The organism is Blautia glucerasea (assembly GCF_020537505.1).
Taxonomy (GTDB): Bacteria; Bacillota; Clostridia; order Lachnospirales; family Lachnospiraceae; genus Blautia_A.
On the sequence record NZ_JAJBMO010000018.1, the window covers coordinates 17,497 to 33,884 of the forward strand.

A 16,388-nucleotide genomic window follows, 5' to 3' on the forward strand; every position below is an offset into this window, starting at 1 on the left:
CTGACCGAAACGAGCGTACCAAAGGGAGCGATACGCCGCTGTGAGATTCAGGGGAGGAACGACACCAGGGAGAACTGGCGAACTGACACCGAAATGATACCGAAACACGACAATTTGATAGGGAGATAGTCTACCCTATCGCTGAGACTTCGGGAGATTTTAAGCGGCTCTATGGCTGTAATTTTGCCGAAAATCGCCCCGAAACCATACACGAAAACGGGAGGAAACGTAACATGCCGAGAATGAGCAAAAAGCGGAAGCATGAGCTTTCCTTTTACCTCAATGACCGGGGGCGTGTCACTTACAACGAATTATGCCGGAAATGCCAGCATGGGTGCAAGCAGAGCTTCCGGGCGGTTGTGATTGACTGCCCCCGTTATTTATCCAAACGAGCAAAGAAAAAGGAGGAACACACCGAATGAATTTTGAATTTATGACGATAGACACACCATTGCCGCCCTGTATGCCATTTCCCAGAGCGTTGACAGGATTTCCAGTCAGCAGCACCGCAAAGGTCATGTACTGCCGGATGTTGGACGCTATGCTTTTCAGAGGGCAGGCGGACGAGAACGGGATTCTTTTTGTCTGCTTCCCTATCACAGCCATTGCCGCAGTCCTGTCCCGCAGCCTCATGACGGTCAAGCGTTCTTTGAATGAACTGGAAACCGCCGGACTTATCATGCGGGTGCGTCAGGGCGTGGGAGAACCGAACAGGATTTATGTGCTGATACCGGGAAAGGAGGGCGCTACCCTTGCCTGATACCTCAAAGCTGGGAAAGCTCAACCGGGAGTTGGAGAAAAGCGAAAAGAAACTGCGGAAAGCCATCAATGATGAAAAGGCATTGCAGCACCAGTTGAAGCAGCTTACCCGAAAGGAACGGACGCACCGGCTCTGTACTCGTGGCGGTATGCTGGAAAGTTTTCTGCAAGAGCCGGAACGCCTGACGGACGATGATGTCATGCTGTTGCTGAAACTCATTTTTCACAGGCAGGACACGCAAGATATATTGAAAAAACTGCTGGAACGGGAGAAGCCGGAAACCCCTTAGTTTACTAAGGGCGCAATTATACACCACCCAAAGGTTGGTGCATTGCGTTCTCCGAAGGCTCCTCGCCGGAGGGCTGTGATTTTCCGCAGTCATGGTCTGCTCCAAATCATACAGGGGACGCTACGCTTCCCCTGCGCTGGCTGTCGCCAGCTACCCTTTTGTGGACTTGCCGCCCGGAAACACCTTGCGCTGCAAGCTGTTCCCGTCCAGCAAGTTTTATCAGTCGAGCTATCCTTATCTACGGTAATTTAGTATAATAAGGTCAAAAAACAGAACGCTATCATTGTGCAACCGATATGCAACTGATAATTGCTTGATAGTTGGTGGTAGCAACACGGTAATTCAGATAGAATAAAGCCAACAAAGAAAGGAGGTCATCCAAATGTTAGTAAACATCATTATGATTGTAGTCGGAATAGTTTTCTCATGTATCTTTGTCGGCTTGCTTATCCTTGTTATTCGTGCATTGCTTAAATATATCCGTACAGAGAAATGAAGCCAACAGCAACATTAGGAGGTGGTCAAATGAAAGTAACCGTATTTATGATAATCGTTGGAATAATTTTCTTATGTATCTTTGTTGGTTTGCTTACCCTTATTGTTCGTGCATTACTCAAATATATCCATTCAAAAGATGTACGGCAGGAAAAATCCGTAGTGAGGAAATCGTTGGGTGAAGCACTCAAAGTACACAGAACACAGTGCAAAATGACGCAGGAATTTGTTGCTGAAACGATTGGTGTTAGCAGGCAGGCTGTTTCAAAATGGGAAAATGGAACATCCGACCCTTCCACATCAAATCTTTTTGCACTTGCAAAACTTTACGGTATTTCTGTTGAAGAATTACTAAAAGAAGTTGAATAATCTTCATGCAGATATTTTATTTCATCATCGGGCCACCCTGACCCGAACTTTCAAAACTGAATACCAGCCGCCCACCGGCGGCACCACCGAGCAGGAAATCTGAAAAGGTCTCCTGCTTTTTTTCTGCCCCAAATGAGGTGGTAAAACGCCACCCCATCCACCAATTACCGAAAGGAGGGACACGAAATGCCCTGTCCACACAACGAAATCTCGATTGTGCAGCGAAGCCAACAGCAGTCTGCGGTTGCCGCCGCTGCCTACCAGAGCGGCGAAAAGCTGTTCTGTGGATACGATCAGGAAGTGAATCACTACCCGGAAAAGCGTGGTATCGTCCACAATGAAATCTTGCTTCCGGCAAATGCCCCACGGTCGTATGCAGACCGCAATACTTTATGGAACGCCGCCGAAGCGGTGGAGAAGCAATGGAATTCCCAGCTTGCAAGGCGGTGGGTGCTTACCATCCCCAGAGAGATACCGCCCGACCAGTACGCTGTCCTTGTCCGGGAGTTTTGTGAACAGCAGTTTGTTTCCAAAGGCATGATTGTTGACTTTGCCATCCACGACCCCTATCCGCCGGGACACAATCCCCACGCCCATGTCCTGTTGACTATGAGAGCAATGGACGAACATGGGAAATGGCTTCCCAAGAGCAGCAAGGTTTATGACCTTGATGAAAAAGGGGAACGGATAAAGCTGCCATCCGGCAGGTGGAAAAGCCACAAGGAGGATACGGTGGACTGGAACGACCAGGAGTATTGTGAAATCTGGCGGCATGAATGGGAGGTCATCCAGAACCGCTATCTGGAAGCCAATGACCGCCCGGAGCGTGTGGACTTGCGTTCCTATGCCAGACAGGGGCTTGATATTGTCCCCACTGTCCATGAGGGGGCTGCTGTCCGGCAGATGGAAAAGCGTGGTATCCAGACGAATATCGGCAACCTGAACCGGGAAATCAGAGCCGCCAACCGCCTGATGAAGTCCATCCGGCAGCTTATCCAAAACCTCAAAGGCTGGATTACCGAGCTGGGAGAAAAACGGAAAGAGCTGCTTGCACAAAAAGCGGCGGAGGAAGCGACACTTCTTCCCAATCTGCTGATGAAGTACATGGAGATACGAAAGGAAGAACGGAAGGACTGGACGAGGGCTGGACAGAACCGGGGGACTTCACAGGACTTAAAGGCAGTCAGCGAAGCCCTGTCCTATCTCCGGCAAAAGGGGCTTTCCACTGTGGAGGACTTAGAAGCGTTTCTGGAATCTTCCGGGAAATCAGCCGCAGATTACCGCAATCAGATGAAGCCAAAGGAAGCCCGCAGCAAAGTGATTGACGGGATTCTTGCCAGCCGGACAGACTGCAAGGAATGTAAGCCTGTCTATGAGAAGTACCAGAAGATATTATTTAAGAAAACAAAGGAGAAATTCAAACAGGAACACCCGGAGGTTGCCCGGTATGCGAAAGCCGCCGCCTACCTTGCCAAGCACCCGGACGATAAGGACAGTACCCAAAAGGAGCTGCAAGAGGAGCAGGAAACGCTTCTGGAAGAAATTGCAGAGCTGAAAGTACCACTGACCGAGGTACAGGAGAATTTGAAGAAGCTGCGGGACATCCGCTACTGGGTACGGAAAGCCACCCCCGGCACAGAAGAAAGCAAAGAGCCGCCCAAGAAACAGCCTATCAAAGAAGTCTTGCAGGATAAGGCTGACGAGAAAAAAGCACAAAGAACTGCCCCGGTGCAGACAAAACACAAACAACAGGATATGGAACTTTAACAGGCACTTGCCATTTTCAGATTGAGAATGTCAGGTGCTTTTCTTTTTTTCAAGGAGGGATAGATTTGAATTTATTTGAAGCTGTGAAGCAGTCCGTCACAACAAGACAGGCTGCGGAGCATTATGGAATCCATATAGGTCGGAACGGGATGGCTTGCTGCCCGTTCCATCACGATAAAACCCCAAGCATGAAGCTGGATCGGCGTTACCACTGCTTCGGCTGCGGTGCGGATGGGGATGTGATTGATTTTGCCGCCGCCCTGTATGGGCTGGGAAAGAAAGAAGCCGCCATACAACTGGCAAATGACTTCGGGCTTTCCTATGAGGACTGGAAGCCGCCGGGAAAGGCAAAAAAGCCCAAGCCCCGGCAGAAATCCCCGGAGGAACAGTTTCAGGAAGCAAAGAGCCGCTGCTTCCGTATTCTTGCTGATTATCTCCATCTGCTCCGGGCATGGAGAAAGGACTACGCCCCGCATTCCCCGGAGGAAGTCTTTCATCCCCGGTTTGTGGAAGCCTTACAGAAGCAAGCCCATGTGGAATATCTGCTGGATGTGCTGCTGTTCGGGGAGACAGAGGAAAAAGCGGCTTTGATTACGGACTACGGAAAGGATGTGATACAGCTTGAAAAGCGAATGGCAGAGCTTGCCGCCGCAAACGCAGCAAGAACTAAAAAACACCATGAACGCCATGCAGCCGCCCCAGAGCATTGAGGAAATCAAGGCGGGGCTGGAAACTACCGAGAAAGGCGGTGTCCGTCAGAGCATACGGAACTGCCTGACCGTATTCCAGCGTGACCCGCTGCTTTCCGGGGCTATCGCATACAACATCCTGACCGACCGCAAGGACATCATAAAGCCCATCGGCTTCCACAGGGAAAGCACCGCCCTGAACGATACGGACATGAAGTATCTGCTTCTCTATCTGGAAGAAACCTACGGGCTTACCAATGAGAAGAAGATTGATAACGCCATCGGGATTGTGGCGAATGAAAACAAGTACCATCCCATCCGGGACTATCTCAATACCCTTGTGTGGGACGGGACAGAGCGAATCCGTTTCTGCCTGCGGCACTTTCTGGGGGCTGACGCAGACGATTACACCTATGAAGCGTTGAAGCTGTTCCTGCTGGGTGCAATCTCACGAGCCTTTCAGCCGGGGTGCAAATTTGAAATCATGCTCTGTCTGGTCGGCGGTCAGGGGGCTGGCAAGTCCACCTTCTTCCGTCTGATGGCAGTCCGGGACGAGTGGTTCTCCGATGATTTGCGGAAGCTGGACGATGACAATGTGTACCGCAAGCTGCAAGGTCACTGGATTATCGAAATGTCGGAAATGATGGCAACCGCCAACGCCAAGAGCATTGAGGAAATCAAGTCATTTTTAAGCCGGCAGAAAGAGGTTTACAAGATACCCTATGAAACCCACCCGGCAGACCGCCCCCGTCAGTGCGTGTTTGGCGGCACTTCCAATGCCCTTGACTTCCTGCCCCTTGACCGTTCCGGCAACCGCCGCTTTATCCCCGTCATGGTGTACCCGGAGCAAGCCGAGGTTCACATTTTGGAGGACGAAGCTGCTTCCAGAGCCTATATCGAGCAGATGTGGGCGGAAGCGATGGAGATTTACCGAAGCGGCAGGTTCAAGCTGGCTTTCAGCCCCGACATGCAGCGGTATCTGAAAGAACACCAGCGGGATTTTATGCCGGAGGACACCAAAGCCGGAATGATACAGGCGTATCTTGATAGGTACACCGGGAGCATGGTCTGCTCCAAGCAGCTCTACAAGGAAGCTTTGAACCATGCCTTTGACGAGCCGAAGCAATGGGAAATACGGGAAATCAACGAGATTATGAACCAGTGCATTACCGGCTGGCGGTACTTCCCGAATCCAAGAATGTTTTCCGAATACGGCAGACAAAAGGGCTGGGAGCGTGAAAACCCGGCAACGGACTTATGCAACCCGTCTGAAAAAGCAATGGATGGCTTTGTGGAGGTCACAGAACAGATGGAGCTTCCATTCTGAAAATGACAGCCCGTTGCACCCCCTGTTGCTATCCCGTTGCCGAGCCGGTTGCCGGGGAAAACCCCTTATTTCCGGGCTTTTCTCCCTTATAACAACCAAAACAACAGAAAAATGAAAGAAAAGTATAAATAGTAATCATCGCCAGATTGAGATTGTTTGCAAGGTCTTTTGAAGCCCGTTGCCGGACTTCGTTGCCGACACCCTCTGTCTGGCTATTTTCATGTATGGAGGATAACTGCCTATGGCAAAAAACAAAACAGAGATTCATGTGACTACTGTGTTTGACGGGGAGCTTGACGCAACCGATGTGTTCGTCAGCCTGATTTCCCAGAAATATGGAAAGACAAATGCAAAAGAATATCTTGCTAAAAAGAAAGATTCGAAGTATAATGAAGATGAGGTTCAAAAGAGCCAGATACCGTCTGGATTGTGTGGGTAAATGGCTATGATGAACGAAATGGAATACAGAACAATCGGTTCGGCACTTGCCGGGGGCTATCGTGCAGCGGTCTATTGCAGACTGTCAAAGGACGATGACCTGCAAGGCGAAAGTGCCAGTATCGCAAACCAGCGTGATATGCTGGAAAAATACTGCGAAAAGCAGGGATGGGAGGTTGTGGCAGTCTATCAGGACGATGGCTTCACAGGTCTTAATATGGAGCGTCCTGATTTACAGAGAATGTTGAGAGCCATTGAGCGCAGGCAAATCAACCTTGTCATCACGAAAGACCTCAGCCGACTGGGGCGGAACTATCTGCAAACCGGGCATTTGATTGAGGACTTTTTCCCAAGAAACGGTGTCCGCTATATCGCCATGAATGACGGTATCGACACCCTGCGGGATAACAACGATATTGCCCCGTTCAAGAATATCCTGAATGAAATGTACAGCAAGGATATTTCCAAGAAAGTCCATTCCTCCTATCTTCTGAAAGCGCAGAAAGGACAGTTTACCGGGTGTCTTGCCCCCTTTGGGTATCGGAAAGACCCGGAGGACAAAAACCATCTGCTCATTGACGAGGAAACCGCCCCGATTGTGCGGCTGATTTTCGGATATGCCCTGAACGGTCATGGTCCGAACTATATCCGCAGACGGCTGGAGGAAGAAAAAATCCCCTGCCCCACATGGTGGAACCGGGAACGGGGGCTTCGCAATACCCGCACCAAATGGGAAAAGAAAGACCCGGAAAACGGGCGGTATATGTGGGACTTCTCCGTTATCAAAGACCTTTTGATGAATCCCGTCTACACCGGGGCGATTGCTTCCCAGAAAAAGGACTACCGCTTCAAAATCGGCACGATTGGGGAAAAGAAGCCGGAGGACTGGATTGTGGTGGAGGGACAGCATGAACCGCTGATTGACAGCATGAGCTTTGACATTGTGCAGAACAAGCTGAAATCCCGCCAGCGTCCGGGGCAGACCAATGAAATCAGCCTGTTTGCCGGACTGTTAAAATGCGGCGAGTGTGGGAAGTCGCTGACGGTACGCTACACAAACGCAAAACATCCCCAGCGGATTTATTCCTGCAAGACCTACAACGCCTTTGGAAAGAACCACTGCACCCAGCACCGGATTGATTATGACACCCTTTACAGCCATGTGCTGCGGAAAATCCGGGAATGTGCCAGAGCTGCCCTGATGGACGGGGAAGCGGTTGCCGACCGCCTGACCAATACCTGTGAAGCAGAGCAGCGGGAACAGCGGGAAGCAATGGAACGCTCCCTTACAAGGGACGAGGAACGGATTGAGGTTCTGGACAAAATGGTCATGCGGCTTTATGAGGATATGATTGCAGGGCGTATCAGTGAGCAGAATTTCAACACCATGCTGGAAAAGACACAGACCGAGCAGACGGAGCTTAAAACAAAAGTGTCCGAGGGCAGAAAACGGCTGTCCGATGAAGTCCAGCTTGCCAATGACGCAAAACAATGGGTGGAAGCCATTCAGGAATATGCCAACATCACAGAGCTGGACGCAGCCACCCTCAACCGCTTAATCAAAGAAATCGTCGTGCATGAGCGCATTGACGAGGATAAAACAAGACACATTTCTATCGAAATTCATTTTAATCTCAAACCCATCCCGGAGGTGGAACAGGTCACTGCCTGACCTGTCCCGCCGGGACGTTTCTCTTACAAACACCATATAGATTTTTGTACGCCGCCGCCAGCCATCGAGCAGAGTTTTACACCTAATTGGGGATAAAACAGTTGATGGCGGGCGGTGGCATCGTACTGATTGGAATAAACCTGATTCCACAGCTTGCAACTTTGTTTGGATAAATAAATGGGTGGAATAACCGAAAAAATAACAGAGTTCATAAAGGATCTGCTAACAGGCTGGATCACATCAAACCTGGATACCATGTTTACCGATGTAAATACCAAAGTAGAAACGATTGCTGCGGAGGTTGGGAAAACACCCCAAAATTGGAACAATGGCATTTTTTCCATGATAAAAAATCTGTCGGATAATGTCATTGTCCCCATTGCGGGGATGATTATTACATTTGTACTGTGTTATGAGCTGATTTCCATGATTATGGAAAAAAACAATATGCACGATACGGATACGTTTATGTTTTTCAAATATATTTTCAAGATGTGGGTAGCGGTATATCTTGTTACTCATACTTTTGATATTGCGATGGCAATTTTTGATGTAGCGAATCATGTGGTATCCAATGCTGGCGGTATGATAACCGGTTCCGCATCTATTGATGTTACAGAAGCATTGAAAACGCTTCTTGAAACGCAGATTGAAGATATGGGAATCGGAGAATTACTGGGGCTTGGTCTGGAAACGATGCTGGTCAGTTTATGTCTAAAAATCATATCAGTCCTGATTACCGTCATTTTATATGGACGAATGATAGAAATATATCTTTATGTCTCTGTGGCACCTATTCCGTTTTCAACATTTACGAACAGGGAATGGGGAAGTATTGGAAATAATTACGTGAAGGCATTATTAGCGTTGGGATTCCAGGGATTTTTTATGATGGTATGTGTTGCGATTTATGCGGTTCTGGTAAATGCCATTACAGTTGCGGATAATCTTCATACAGCTATCTGGTCAGTTGCAGCATATACAGTTATTTTATGTTTCAGTCTGTTTAAGACCAGTTCCCTGGCAAAATCAATCTTCAATGCACATTAGGAGGAAACAAGAATATGGCATATGTTCCAGTGCCGAAAGATTTTTCAAAAATAAAGACAAAATTAGCACTGAATTTAACTAAAAGACAAATTATATGTTTTTCTCTGGCAGGAATTTGTGGTGTTCCGGTCTATTTGCTGACAAAAGCAGGACTGGGAACAGATGTGGCAGCAACGCTTATGATCATAGTGATGCTGCCATTTTTCTTTTTTGCAATGTATGAAAAGGATGGATTTCCAGCAGAGAAAATATTGCTTCACATTATCCGGCAGAAATTTTTAAGACCTGGAATCAGGGTCTATCGTTCCCAAAACTTATATGACCGGATTATAGAGTACGATAAATTAGAGAAAGAGGGTGCATGGCTTGAGAAAAAGGCAAAAGAAGCCAGGGAAGCGAGAAATCCGTTCCATTTCCTTAAAAAAGCAGACCGAAAAAAATAAGAAACAGAAAACCGGACTTACGAAAGAAGAAAAAAAGCGTCTGAAAGAACTTCGGATGATAAAAGCGGAGAATCAGAAGAAGAGGAAGCCTTTTACAGCGCAGGATACGATTCCATATAAGGAAATATATAAGGATGGTATCTGCAGGACAGATGATAACTATTATTCAAAGATGGTGCAGTTCTACGATATAAATTACCAGTTAGCGCAGAATGATGATAAAGCGGCTATTTTTGAGAACTATTGTGAGTTCCTGAATTCATTTGACAGCTCTGTTGAGGTACAAATTACATTTCTTAATCAACAGGTGAATTTTGATGAGTATGCAAAAAATATTGATATTCCAGAGCAGGATGACTGTTTCAATGATATTCGGAAAGAATATTCGGATATGTTGAAAATGCAGCTTTCCAAAGGAAATAATGGGCTTGTAAAAACAAAATATATTACATTTTCCATTAAGGCGGATAATCTGCGAAATGCAAAATCCAGGCTGGAGAGAATTGAAGCCAGTGTATTGAATAATTTTAAGGTGATGGGAGCCATGGCAGAGCCTTTAAATGGGGTAGAACGTCTGAAAATTCTGCATGATGTGATGAATATGGACACAAAAGAATCTTTCCATTTCCATTATGGGATGGTTGCAAAAACAGGTCTGCAGACAAAAGACTTTATTGCACCTACCGGATTTGATTTTCGCAATGACAGCTATTTTCGGATGGGACAGACTTTTGGATGCGTGTCATATTTACAGATTACATCACCAGAACTTACGGATAAACTGCTGGCAGATCTGCTGGATCTGGAAGAGAATCTTATCATCAATATGCACCTGCGTCCAATTGATCCCAAGGCAGCTATTAAAAGCCTGAAAAGTACGCTGTCAAATATTCAGAAAATGAAAATTGAAGAACAGAAGAAAGCGGTCAGAAGCGGATATGATATGGATATTATTCCAACGGACATTTCTACATACGGAGAGGATGTGGAGGGATTGCTCAATGAAATCCAGTCCAGGAATGAGAAACTTTTTGAACTTACTTTTTTGCTGATGAATACAGCGGACAATAAGAGAAAACTGGACAATATTGTGTATCAGACTGCAGGAATCGCCCAGAAATATAATTGCAATATACGGAGACTTCAATATCAGCAGGAACAGGGACTTGTGGCATCACTACCACTGGGAATGAACCAGACTGGAATACAGAGAATTATGACTACGACTTCTACAGCAATCTTTGTTCCGTTTACCACCCAGGAACTTTTCCAAGGCGGTGAAGCTCTTTACTATGGCTTAAATGCACTGTCAAACAATCTCATTATGGTGGATCGGAAACGATTGAAAACACCTAACGGCTTGATTTTGGGTACTCCTGGTTCCGGTAAGAGTTTTGCAACGAAAAGAGAAATTCTCAATGTTTTCCTGATTACAGACGATGACATTATTATCTGTGACCCGGAGGGAGAATATTTTCCGCTGGTAAATGCCTTAAATGGTGAAGTTATTAAAATCAGTGCAAAAAGTAATGATTACATCAATCCTATGGAAGTGAACCTGGATGTTATTTATCATCCGGAGAAATACAGGATTAATGGCGATGTGGAGGATATTGATACCATTATTGCTGATAAAGCAGAGTTTATCACATCTTTCTGCGAGGTCATTATGAAGAAACCTCAAAATGCAGAATTAAATGGTGATGAGGTTTCCATGATTGACCTGTGTGTAAAAGACATTTATAAAAAATATCTTTACAATGATCCAAAACCGGAAAATATGCCGACTTTGCAGGATTTCTATGAACGTCTGAACTTTTATGCACCAGATAAACCAGCAGCACAGAACATTGCCAACAGTCTGCAGTTGTATGTAACAGGATCGCAGAATGTATTTAACCATCGAAGTAATGTCGATACGCAGAACAGAGTGGTATGCTTTGATATCCGGGAACTTGGAACCACACTACGAAAAGCAGGGATGTTGATTGTCCAGCATATGGTTTGGACAAGAGTATCACAGAACCGCAGTCGCAGGAAATCAACCCGTTATTATGTGGATGAATTTCACCTTTTGCTGAACCAGTCACAGACTGCTAATTATTCTATTGAAATGTGGAAGAGATTTCGTAAGTGGGGTGGAATCATTACAGGAATCAGTCAGAATGTAACAGATTTTCTTGGCTCTCTGGCAGTAGAAAGTATTGTGGGAAACAGTGATTTTATCCTGATGTTAAATCAGCACAGCGGGGATCAGAAGATCCTTGCGGAGAAATTGAATATTTCCAAGCATCAGATTTCTTTTGTAAATAACAGTAATGCAGGAGAAGGGCTGCTTTTTTACGGAAATGTAATCATACCTTTTGCAGACAGATATCCGCAGGATACCAGAACCTATGCTTTGATGAGTACTAAACCGGATGAGATTCAGACTTAACGGACAAAAAAGCAGAGGTGAGGTACATTGGGAAAACAAAAATATACGGCGAAAGAGAAGAAAGTCAGCCGTATGACCAGAAATGGTCTGGTTGAGGAAAATCTTGCAACAAAGGAGACCAGAAAAGTTACAAACAGCGATCAGGAGTTGCCTTATAAACAGAAGGATGTAGAACAGGCATTTATTACTTCTGAAAAGAAGAAAAACTCTCATAAAAAAGCTGAAAAGAAACAATTTTCCGAAAAAGTTCAGGAGGGAAATCCTGCCAAAAAAGAAGAGGCTGCAAACAGTCCTCCGGGAAAACGAAAAACACAGGGACGGTACAGATACCGGGACAAGCCTGCAGGTGTATCTGTGGATTCAGCGGTAGAAATACGTGAGCGCAAAGAAAAACACAGGAGCCAGTATCAGCGACAGAAAAAGAAACAGCAGAGACTGCAGTTTGGAAAACTGGAGACAGATGGAAGTCTGAAGAAAGAAAAGAAAACTTCGGCTGAAACAGATGGAGGACATTTTCAGGCAGAGAAGAATGATGTTTCTACAAACCGAAAAAAAGGAAAGCAGAAATATAGCCGAAAAACAATAAAAACTTATCAGGAAGTGGATAAGGCTGCGAGAAAACAGGAAGCTGAGAGGCAGAACAAAATTCCGAAAGATTCTGTTTATACCAAGAAAACAAATGAGGAACAGAAAGCAAAGGTAAAGTACCATTTATATTTCGACAAAAAAACAGGGAAAGCGGATGGTAAAAAGAAAACCTTGTCTTCTGTTCCAAAGAAAGCATTAAAAAATGCAGTATATCAGAAAGCAGGCGAAGACGAAGAGGAAAACAGTGCTGTAGATGCAGCACATAAGCTGGTGCGTTCAGGTGAGTGGATATTACAGGAACATAGCAGTAGAAATATCCGGAAGAACCGCAGTCAGATACATAAAGAAAACCGTTTAGAGAAAAGAGCCTGGAAGAGTGCATCCAGGTATCAATATCAGAAATATCTGGAAGAACATCCAGAGATGCAGAAAAAGCTGATCAGAAAATTAATACAGAAGCAGAGGATTAAGCGAGAGTATCAGATGGCATACCGGGCTGGGAAGATTGCAAAAGAAACAAAAGACACCTCAATCCGGTCAGTAAATCTTGCTACTAAAATTGCAAGAAAGGCACAGGAAGTATTTGTAAGAAATGTAACTACTCTGATCTCAATGGGGTTGTTATTGATTTTGCTTCTTTCCGTAATGACAGGATTTGCTTCCTGTTCGGCTATGTTTTCTAATGGAATTTCTACGGTAATCGCTTCCAGTTACATTGCGGATCCGGACGAAATTGAAAAAGCAGAGTTGTATTATACGCAGTTGGAAGCCAGTCTTCAACAGAAAATAAACCAGATGGAAGCCCGGTATCCAGGAAAAGATGAATACAGATATAACATTGGTGAAATCGGCCATGATCCTCATACATTGATCAGTTATCTGACTGCCAGTTATGGGGATTTTAAGTTTGATGAGATAAAAGGAGAACTGGAAACAATTTTTTCTTTACAGTACGGAATCACCGTAGAGGAAAAAAGTGAAACCCGGCAGGAAACATCTACAATACAGGTAGGGCAGTCATTGGGAAACGTTGTGACCAGTGGATACTGTAATTGTCCCATCTGCTGTGGCGTGTGGAGTGGAGGACCTACTGCTTCAGGGGCAATGCCACAGGCTAATCATACGCTTGCGGTTGATGCTGCAAACCCATTTCTTCCAATGGGGACGAAAGTAGTGATGAATGGGATTGAGTACACCGTAGAAGATACTGGAAACTTTGCCCAGTATGGTGTCCAGTTTGATGTTTATTATGATAATCACGCAGTAGCTGAGGCACATGGTCATCAGACCTGGGAATGTTTTCTGGCAGAGGGCAATCAGAACTCTGTGGAAGTTACCCGTACAGTAACTGCAGATGTACTGAATGTTTCTGTTCAGGCAAAACCGCTTAGAAGTGTTATTCTGTCCAGAATGGAAGAGGATGAGCAGGAAATTTATGAAGAGGTCTATTCCAACAGAGGAAATTTACAGACATATAAAACTCCGGTTGAGTTAAACTGGTATGCCTATATCAGTACCTATTATGGATATTCTGTAAACAATGGAACCGGGCAGACACAACTTCACAGAGGTGTGACGGTTAATGTACGACAGGGAACAGAAGTGAAGTCAGCGATGAATGGTTTTGTTGTAGATGTAGGATATAGCGGAACTTTTGGAAATTATGTAGTTACGCAGGATAAAAAAGGTGTGCAGATTAAATACGCTTATCTGCAGAGCATTTCGGTAGCAAATGGTCAGGAAGTAACAACAGATACTGTAATTGGTACAACGGGAAGTACAGGAAGTGCAACCGGAAGCCAGTTATATTTGGAACTGGTCAAAGATGGGGAATATTATAATCCTGTTTTTTATATCAGTACCGGAGATAGCGGGCTGTATGTTGGAGGCGGCAGTTATGATGATGAGACTGTGCGGAGATTATTTGCGGAAGCAGACAAATATCTTGGTATGCCGTATGTATGGGGCGGTTCCAGCCCGGAGACTTCTTTTGACTGTTCTGGTTTTGTAAGCTATGTGTTTACCAATTCGGGTGTCTGCAATATGGGAAGACTTACTGCACAGGGAATTTATGACATTTGTATGCCTGTATCACCAGAAGAAGCAAGGCCAGGAGATATTATCTTTTTCACTGGGACGTATGATGCGGGAGAGCCGGTTACCCACGTAGGAATTTATGCCGGAGATGGACAGATGCTCCATTGTGGAAATCCAATTCAGTATACGTCCATTAATTCTGCATACTGGCAGTCTCATTTTTATGCTTTTGGCAGGCCATAAGGAGGGGCGTATTTGAACATTGAACGAATAAAAGAAGAACTTGCAAGAACCTACGTTAAGATTGAAAAGCTACAGAAAAAAGCAAGGGATCTGGAAGAACAGAAGAAACAGGCAGAGGATATGGAGTATCTGAAAATTATCCGAAGCAATGGAGTTTCCGCAGAGGAACTTCAGTTAATGATTGATATCAGCAAGGAGGAACAAAAAAAGATATTGGAAACCAGAGAAAAGGAGCAGACAGAAAATGAAGAAATTTCATAAAAGAGCAGCTGTATTTTTAACCGCAGCTACGTTAGCAGGACTTCCGGCAGGAGCTTTCTTTTATAGTTCGCCCGGAAGTCTGACTGTATGGGCAGATAATGTAGAAGTGGAATCATCAGAAGAAAGCAGCCCGGAAGATGTTGATTTTTCAGATGAATCAGAAGCTGAAATTCTTGCAGATCTAGTGGAACAGGCACAGGAAGATGCAGGAAATGATGTGACGGAAACACCGGAAGTAGGGATTACCTTTACAGAACCCGAAGGCTGGCAGACAGATACGGCAACCGTAAAAATTCAAGTGGAAGATACAAAGAATACAGGTGCTTTTTCTATTGCAAAAGTAGAAGCAAGACTTTCAGAAAATGGAGGATGGTCAGACATAACCGGAAATATGGAAGTATCCATCTCTTCTAATTGTAGTATTTATGTGAGAGTTACCGATCAGAATGGAAATACTTATGAGCAGAATCGTTACATAGAGTGTTTTGATAAAACCAAACCAACTATTATTGCGGCTGCGAAGAATGGGATACTGATCGTGCAGGGAGTTGATGCGGAATCGGGAATTGCTGCTTTGTATGTCAATGGAAATGAATTCACAGAACTGACGAATAATACATTAAATGTCCGTTTGCAAAAAGCGGATACTTCCTATGAATACTTTACCCTGCAGGCAAAAGACAAAGCAGGAAATATGTCAGAGATCTATAAAGTAGGAAACCCTTATTATGAAAATCCAGATGCAGTAAAAGAGAATACAGAGGTTTCCGGAACGGAGCAAAATGCAGCTTCTTTGCCAGCCGATGGAACTGCAAGTAAGCCCACCAGTGCTACGGCAACCGTAACGGAACATCAGACAACGAATGAGACTGCTACTGCACCAACAGAACCAGAAAACACAGGAAATGAAACGGCTACAGAAGCAGATACCGGACGGGTGCAGGGAGAAAGTTCTGCTTCCGGCATGTCAACAGGAACAGTTCAGGACAAAGGGGGAAAGGAATTTTATACGATCAAGACAAAAAGTGATAAGGTTTTTTATCTGATCGTAGATAAGGATAAAACGGATGAAAATGTTTATCTTCTTACAGAGGTAGGCGAAAATGATCTGTTGAACTTTACGGATACCAACATGGTCACACTTCCACAGAACCAGGCTATTGCAGAATCCGCACTGCCACTTGAAACAGAGAAGATCACAGAGACACCGGAACCAGAAGTTACGATCATACCGGAAGAAAAGGAAGAACCTGAGAAGAAAAGCAATAATTCCGGCACGATTTTATTAATGCTGCTGGTTCTGGCAGGAGTTTGTGGTGCTTACTATTATTGGAAATTTATGAAAGGAAGAAATACTTCTTTTGATTATGAAGAGGACGAGGACGACGATGAGGAGGAAGATACAATTCGTGAGGATGATGAAGAATTAGAAGAATATGAAATGGAAGGTGAAGTAGAAGACGAAGAATCAGAGGAATAACTTTGTTTCACTTAATTACAGCGATAGGTGCAGAAAGGAGATT

Annotated in this window: 16 protein-coding genes and 1 pseudogene; 16 read left to right on the top strand and 1 reads right to left on the bottom strand. The window is 45.1% G+C overall.

Features of this window, described 5'->3' with window-relative positions:
• Positions 1–233 precede the first annotated feature (233 nt).
• The 7 genes from LIQ05_RS13450 (at position 234) to LIQ05_RS13480 (ending at position 5,696) form a co-directional block, all read left to right on the top strand.
• Positions 234–422, top strand: a complete 189-nt coding sequence (locus LIQ05_RS13450) for a hypothetical protein (protein WP_002304353.1) — start codon at positions 234–236, stop codon at positions 420–422.
• Positions 419–760, top strand: a complete 342-nt coding sequence (locus LIQ05_RS13455) for a DeoR family transcriptional regulator (protein ID WP_005335900.1) — start codon at positions 419–421, stop codon at positions 758–760. The genes LIQ05_RS13450 and LIQ05_RS13455 overlap by 4 nt, the downstream gene beginning before the upstream one ends.
• The gene (locus LIQ05_RS13460) at positions 753–1,049 is read left to right on the top strand and encodes a DUF3847 domain-containing protein (protein WP_005335898.1); all 297 of its coding nucleotides are present in this window, start codon (positions 753–755) and stop codon (positions 1,047–1,049) included. The genes LIQ05_RS13455 and LIQ05_RS13460 overlap by 8 nt, the downstream gene beginning before the upstream one ends.
• A gap of 525 nt (positions 1,050–1,574) precedes the next feature.
• Positions 1,575–1,913 (top strand): helix-turn-helix domain-containing protein, encoded by a 339-nt coding sequence (locus LIQ05_RS13465; RefSeq protein ID WP_003509323.1) that lies wholly within the window; start codon positions 1,575–1,577, stop codon positions 1,911–1,913.
• Positions 1,914–2,099: 186 nt separating this feature from the next.
• Positions 2,100–3,680, top strand: a complete 1,581-nt coding sequence (mobQ, locus tag LIQ05_RS13470) for a MobQ family relaxase (RefSeq protein WP_226821398.1) — start codon at positions 2,100–2,102, stop codon at positions 3,678–3,680.
• A gap of 65 nt (positions 3,681–3,745) precedes the next feature.
• Complete coding sequence (locus LIQ05_RS13475; RefSeq protein ID WP_116705726.1) at positions 3,746–4,390, top strand: CHC2 zinc finger domain-containing protein; 645 nt, start codon at positions 3,746–3,748, stop codon at positions 4,388–4,390.
• Positions 4,359–5,696, top strand: coding sequence for a virulence-associated E family protein (locus LIQ05_RS13480; RefSeq protein WP_116705727.1), 1,338 nt, complete (start codon positions 4,359–4,361; stop codon positions 5,694–5,696). The genes LIQ05_RS13475 and LIQ05_RS13480 overlap by 32 nt, the downstream gene beginning before the upstream one ends.
• Positions 5,697–5,724: 28 nt before the next feature.
• Here the strand turns inward: LIQ05_RS13480 and LIQ05_RS19920 are convergent, their stop codons facing one another.
• Positions 5,725–5,964 (bottom strand): tweety protein, encoded by a 240-nt coding sequence (locus LIQ05_RS19920; RefSeq protein ID WP_101105774.1) that lies wholly within the window; start codon positions 5,962–5,964, stop codon positions 5,725–5,727.
• On the opposite strand from LIQ05_RS19920, the gene LIQ05_RS13485 reads away from it, so the two are divergent.
• From LIQ05_RS13485 to LIQ05_RS13525, 9 genes and pseudogenes are all read left to right on the top strand, one after another.
• Positions 5,938–6,135, top strand: a complete 198-nt coding sequence (locus LIQ05_RS13485) for a hypothetical protein (protein ID WP_015524259.1) — start codon at positions 5,938–5,940, stop codon at positions 6,133–6,135. The genes LIQ05_RS19920 and LIQ05_RS13485 overlap by 27 nt on opposite strands.
• On the top strand, positions 6,136–7,806 hold the full coding sequence (locus tag LIQ05_RS13490; RefSeq protein ID WP_003509313.1) for a recombinase family protein: 1,671 nt from the start codon (positions 6,136–6,138) through the stop codon (positions 7,804–7,806).
• An 89-nt stretch (positions 7,807–7,895) separates the two neighbouring features.
• Positions 7,896–7,979, top strand: a pseudogene (locus LIQ05_RS13495) (Maff2 family mobile element protein); the annotation flags it as partial.
• A 4-nt stretch (positions 7,980–7,983) separates the two neighbouring features.
• Positions 7,984–8,856 (top strand): VirB6/TrbL-like conjugal transfer protein, CD1112 family, encoded by an 873-nt coding sequence (locus LIQ05_RS13500; RefSeq protein WP_226821400.1) that lies wholly within the window; start codon positions 7,984–7,986, stop codon positions 8,854–8,856.
• 14 nt (positions 8,857–8,870) lie between these two features.
• Positions 8,871–9,299, top strand: a complete 429-nt coding sequence (locus LIQ05_RS13505) for a PrgI family protein (protein WP_005426563.1) — start codon at positions 8,871–8,873, stop codon at positions 9,297–9,299.
• A 55-nt stretch (positions 9,300–9,354) separates the two neighbouring features.
• Positions 9,355–11,736, top strand: coding sequence for a VirB4-like conjugal transfer ATPase, CD1110 family (locus LIQ05_RS13510; RefSeq protein ID WP_226821461.1), 2,382 nt, complete (start codon positions 9,355–9,357; stop codon positions 11,734–11,736).
• Positions 11,737–11,763: 27 nt separating this feature from the next.
• Positions 11,764–14,604 carry a CD1108 family mobile element protein gene (locus LIQ05_RS13515; RefSeq protein ID WP_226821402.1) on the top strand — a complete coding sequence of 947 codons (2,841 nt, stop codon included), beginning with the start codon at positions 11,764–11,766 and terminating at the stop codon, positions 14,602–14,604.
• Between the two features lie 12 nt (positions 14,605–14,616).
• Complete coding sequence (locus LIQ05_RS13520; RefSeq protein ID WP_021652602.1) at positions 14,617–14,865, top strand: DUF4315 family protein; 249 nt, start codon at positions 14,617–14,619, stop codon at positions 14,863–14,865.
• Entirely contained in the window at positions 14,849–16,345 is a 1,497-nt protein-coding gene (locus LIQ05_RS13525; protein WP_226821404.1) for a CD1107 family mobile element protein, read from the top strand. Before LIQ05_RS13520 ends, LIQ05_RS13525 begins: the two co-directional genes overlap by 17 nt.
• Positions 16,346–16,388 lie beyond the last annotated feature (43 nt).

What these genes read in the sequence shown, in the direction of transcription:
- LIQ05_RS13450 (WP_002304353.1), top strand. Translation starts at nt 234, where the DNA reads ATGCCGAGAATGAGCAAAAAGCGGAAGCATGAGCTTTCCTTTTACCTC.
- LIQ05_RS13455 (WP_005335900.1), top strand. Translation starts at nt 419, where the DNA reads ATGAATTTTGAATTTATGACGATAGACACACCATTGCCGCCCTGTATG.
- LIQ05_RS13465 (WP_003509323.1), top strand. Translation starts at nt 1,575, where the DNA reads ATGAAAGTAACCGTATTTATGATAATCGTTGGAATAATTTTCTTATGT.
- mobQ (WP_226821398.1), top strand. Translation starts at nt 2,100, where the DNA reads ATGCCCTGTCCACACAACGAAATCTCGATTGTGCAGCGAAGCCAACAG.
- LIQ05_RS13480 (WP_116705727.1), top strand. Translation starts at nt 4,359, where the DNA reads ATGAACGCCATGCAGCCGCCCCAGAGCATTGAGGAAATCAAGGCGGGG.
- LIQ05_RS13485 (WP_015524259.1), top strand. Translation starts at nt 5,938, where the DNA reads ATGGCAAAAAACAAAACAGAGATTCATGTGACTACTGTGTTTGACGGG.
- LIQ05_RS19920 (WP_101105774.1), bottom strand. Translation starts at nt 5,964, where the DNA reads ATGAATCTCTGTTTTGTTTTTTGCCATAGGCAGTTATCCTCCATACAT.
- LIQ05_RS13490 (WP_003509313.1), top strand. Translation starts at nt 6,136, where the DNA reads ATGGCTATGATGAACGAAATGGAATACAGAACAATCGGTTCGGCACTT.
- LIQ05_RS13500 (WP_226821400.1), top strand. Translation starts at nt 7,984, where the DNA reads ATGGGTGGAATAACCGAAAAAATAACAGAGTTCATAAAGGATCTGCTA.
- LIQ05_RS13505 (WP_005426563.1), top strand. Translation starts at nt 8,871, where the DNA reads ATGGCATATGTTCCAGTGCCGAAAGATTTTTCAAAAATAAAGACAAAA.
- LIQ05_RS13510 (WP_226821461.1), top strand. Translation starts at nt 9,355, where the DNA reads ATGATAAAAGCGGAGAATCAGAAGAAGAGGAAGCCTTTTACAGCGCAG.
- LIQ05_RS13525 (WP_226821404.1), top strand. Translation starts at nt 14,849, where the DNA reads ATGAAGAAATTTCATAAAAGAGCAGCTGTATTTTTAACCGCAGCTACG.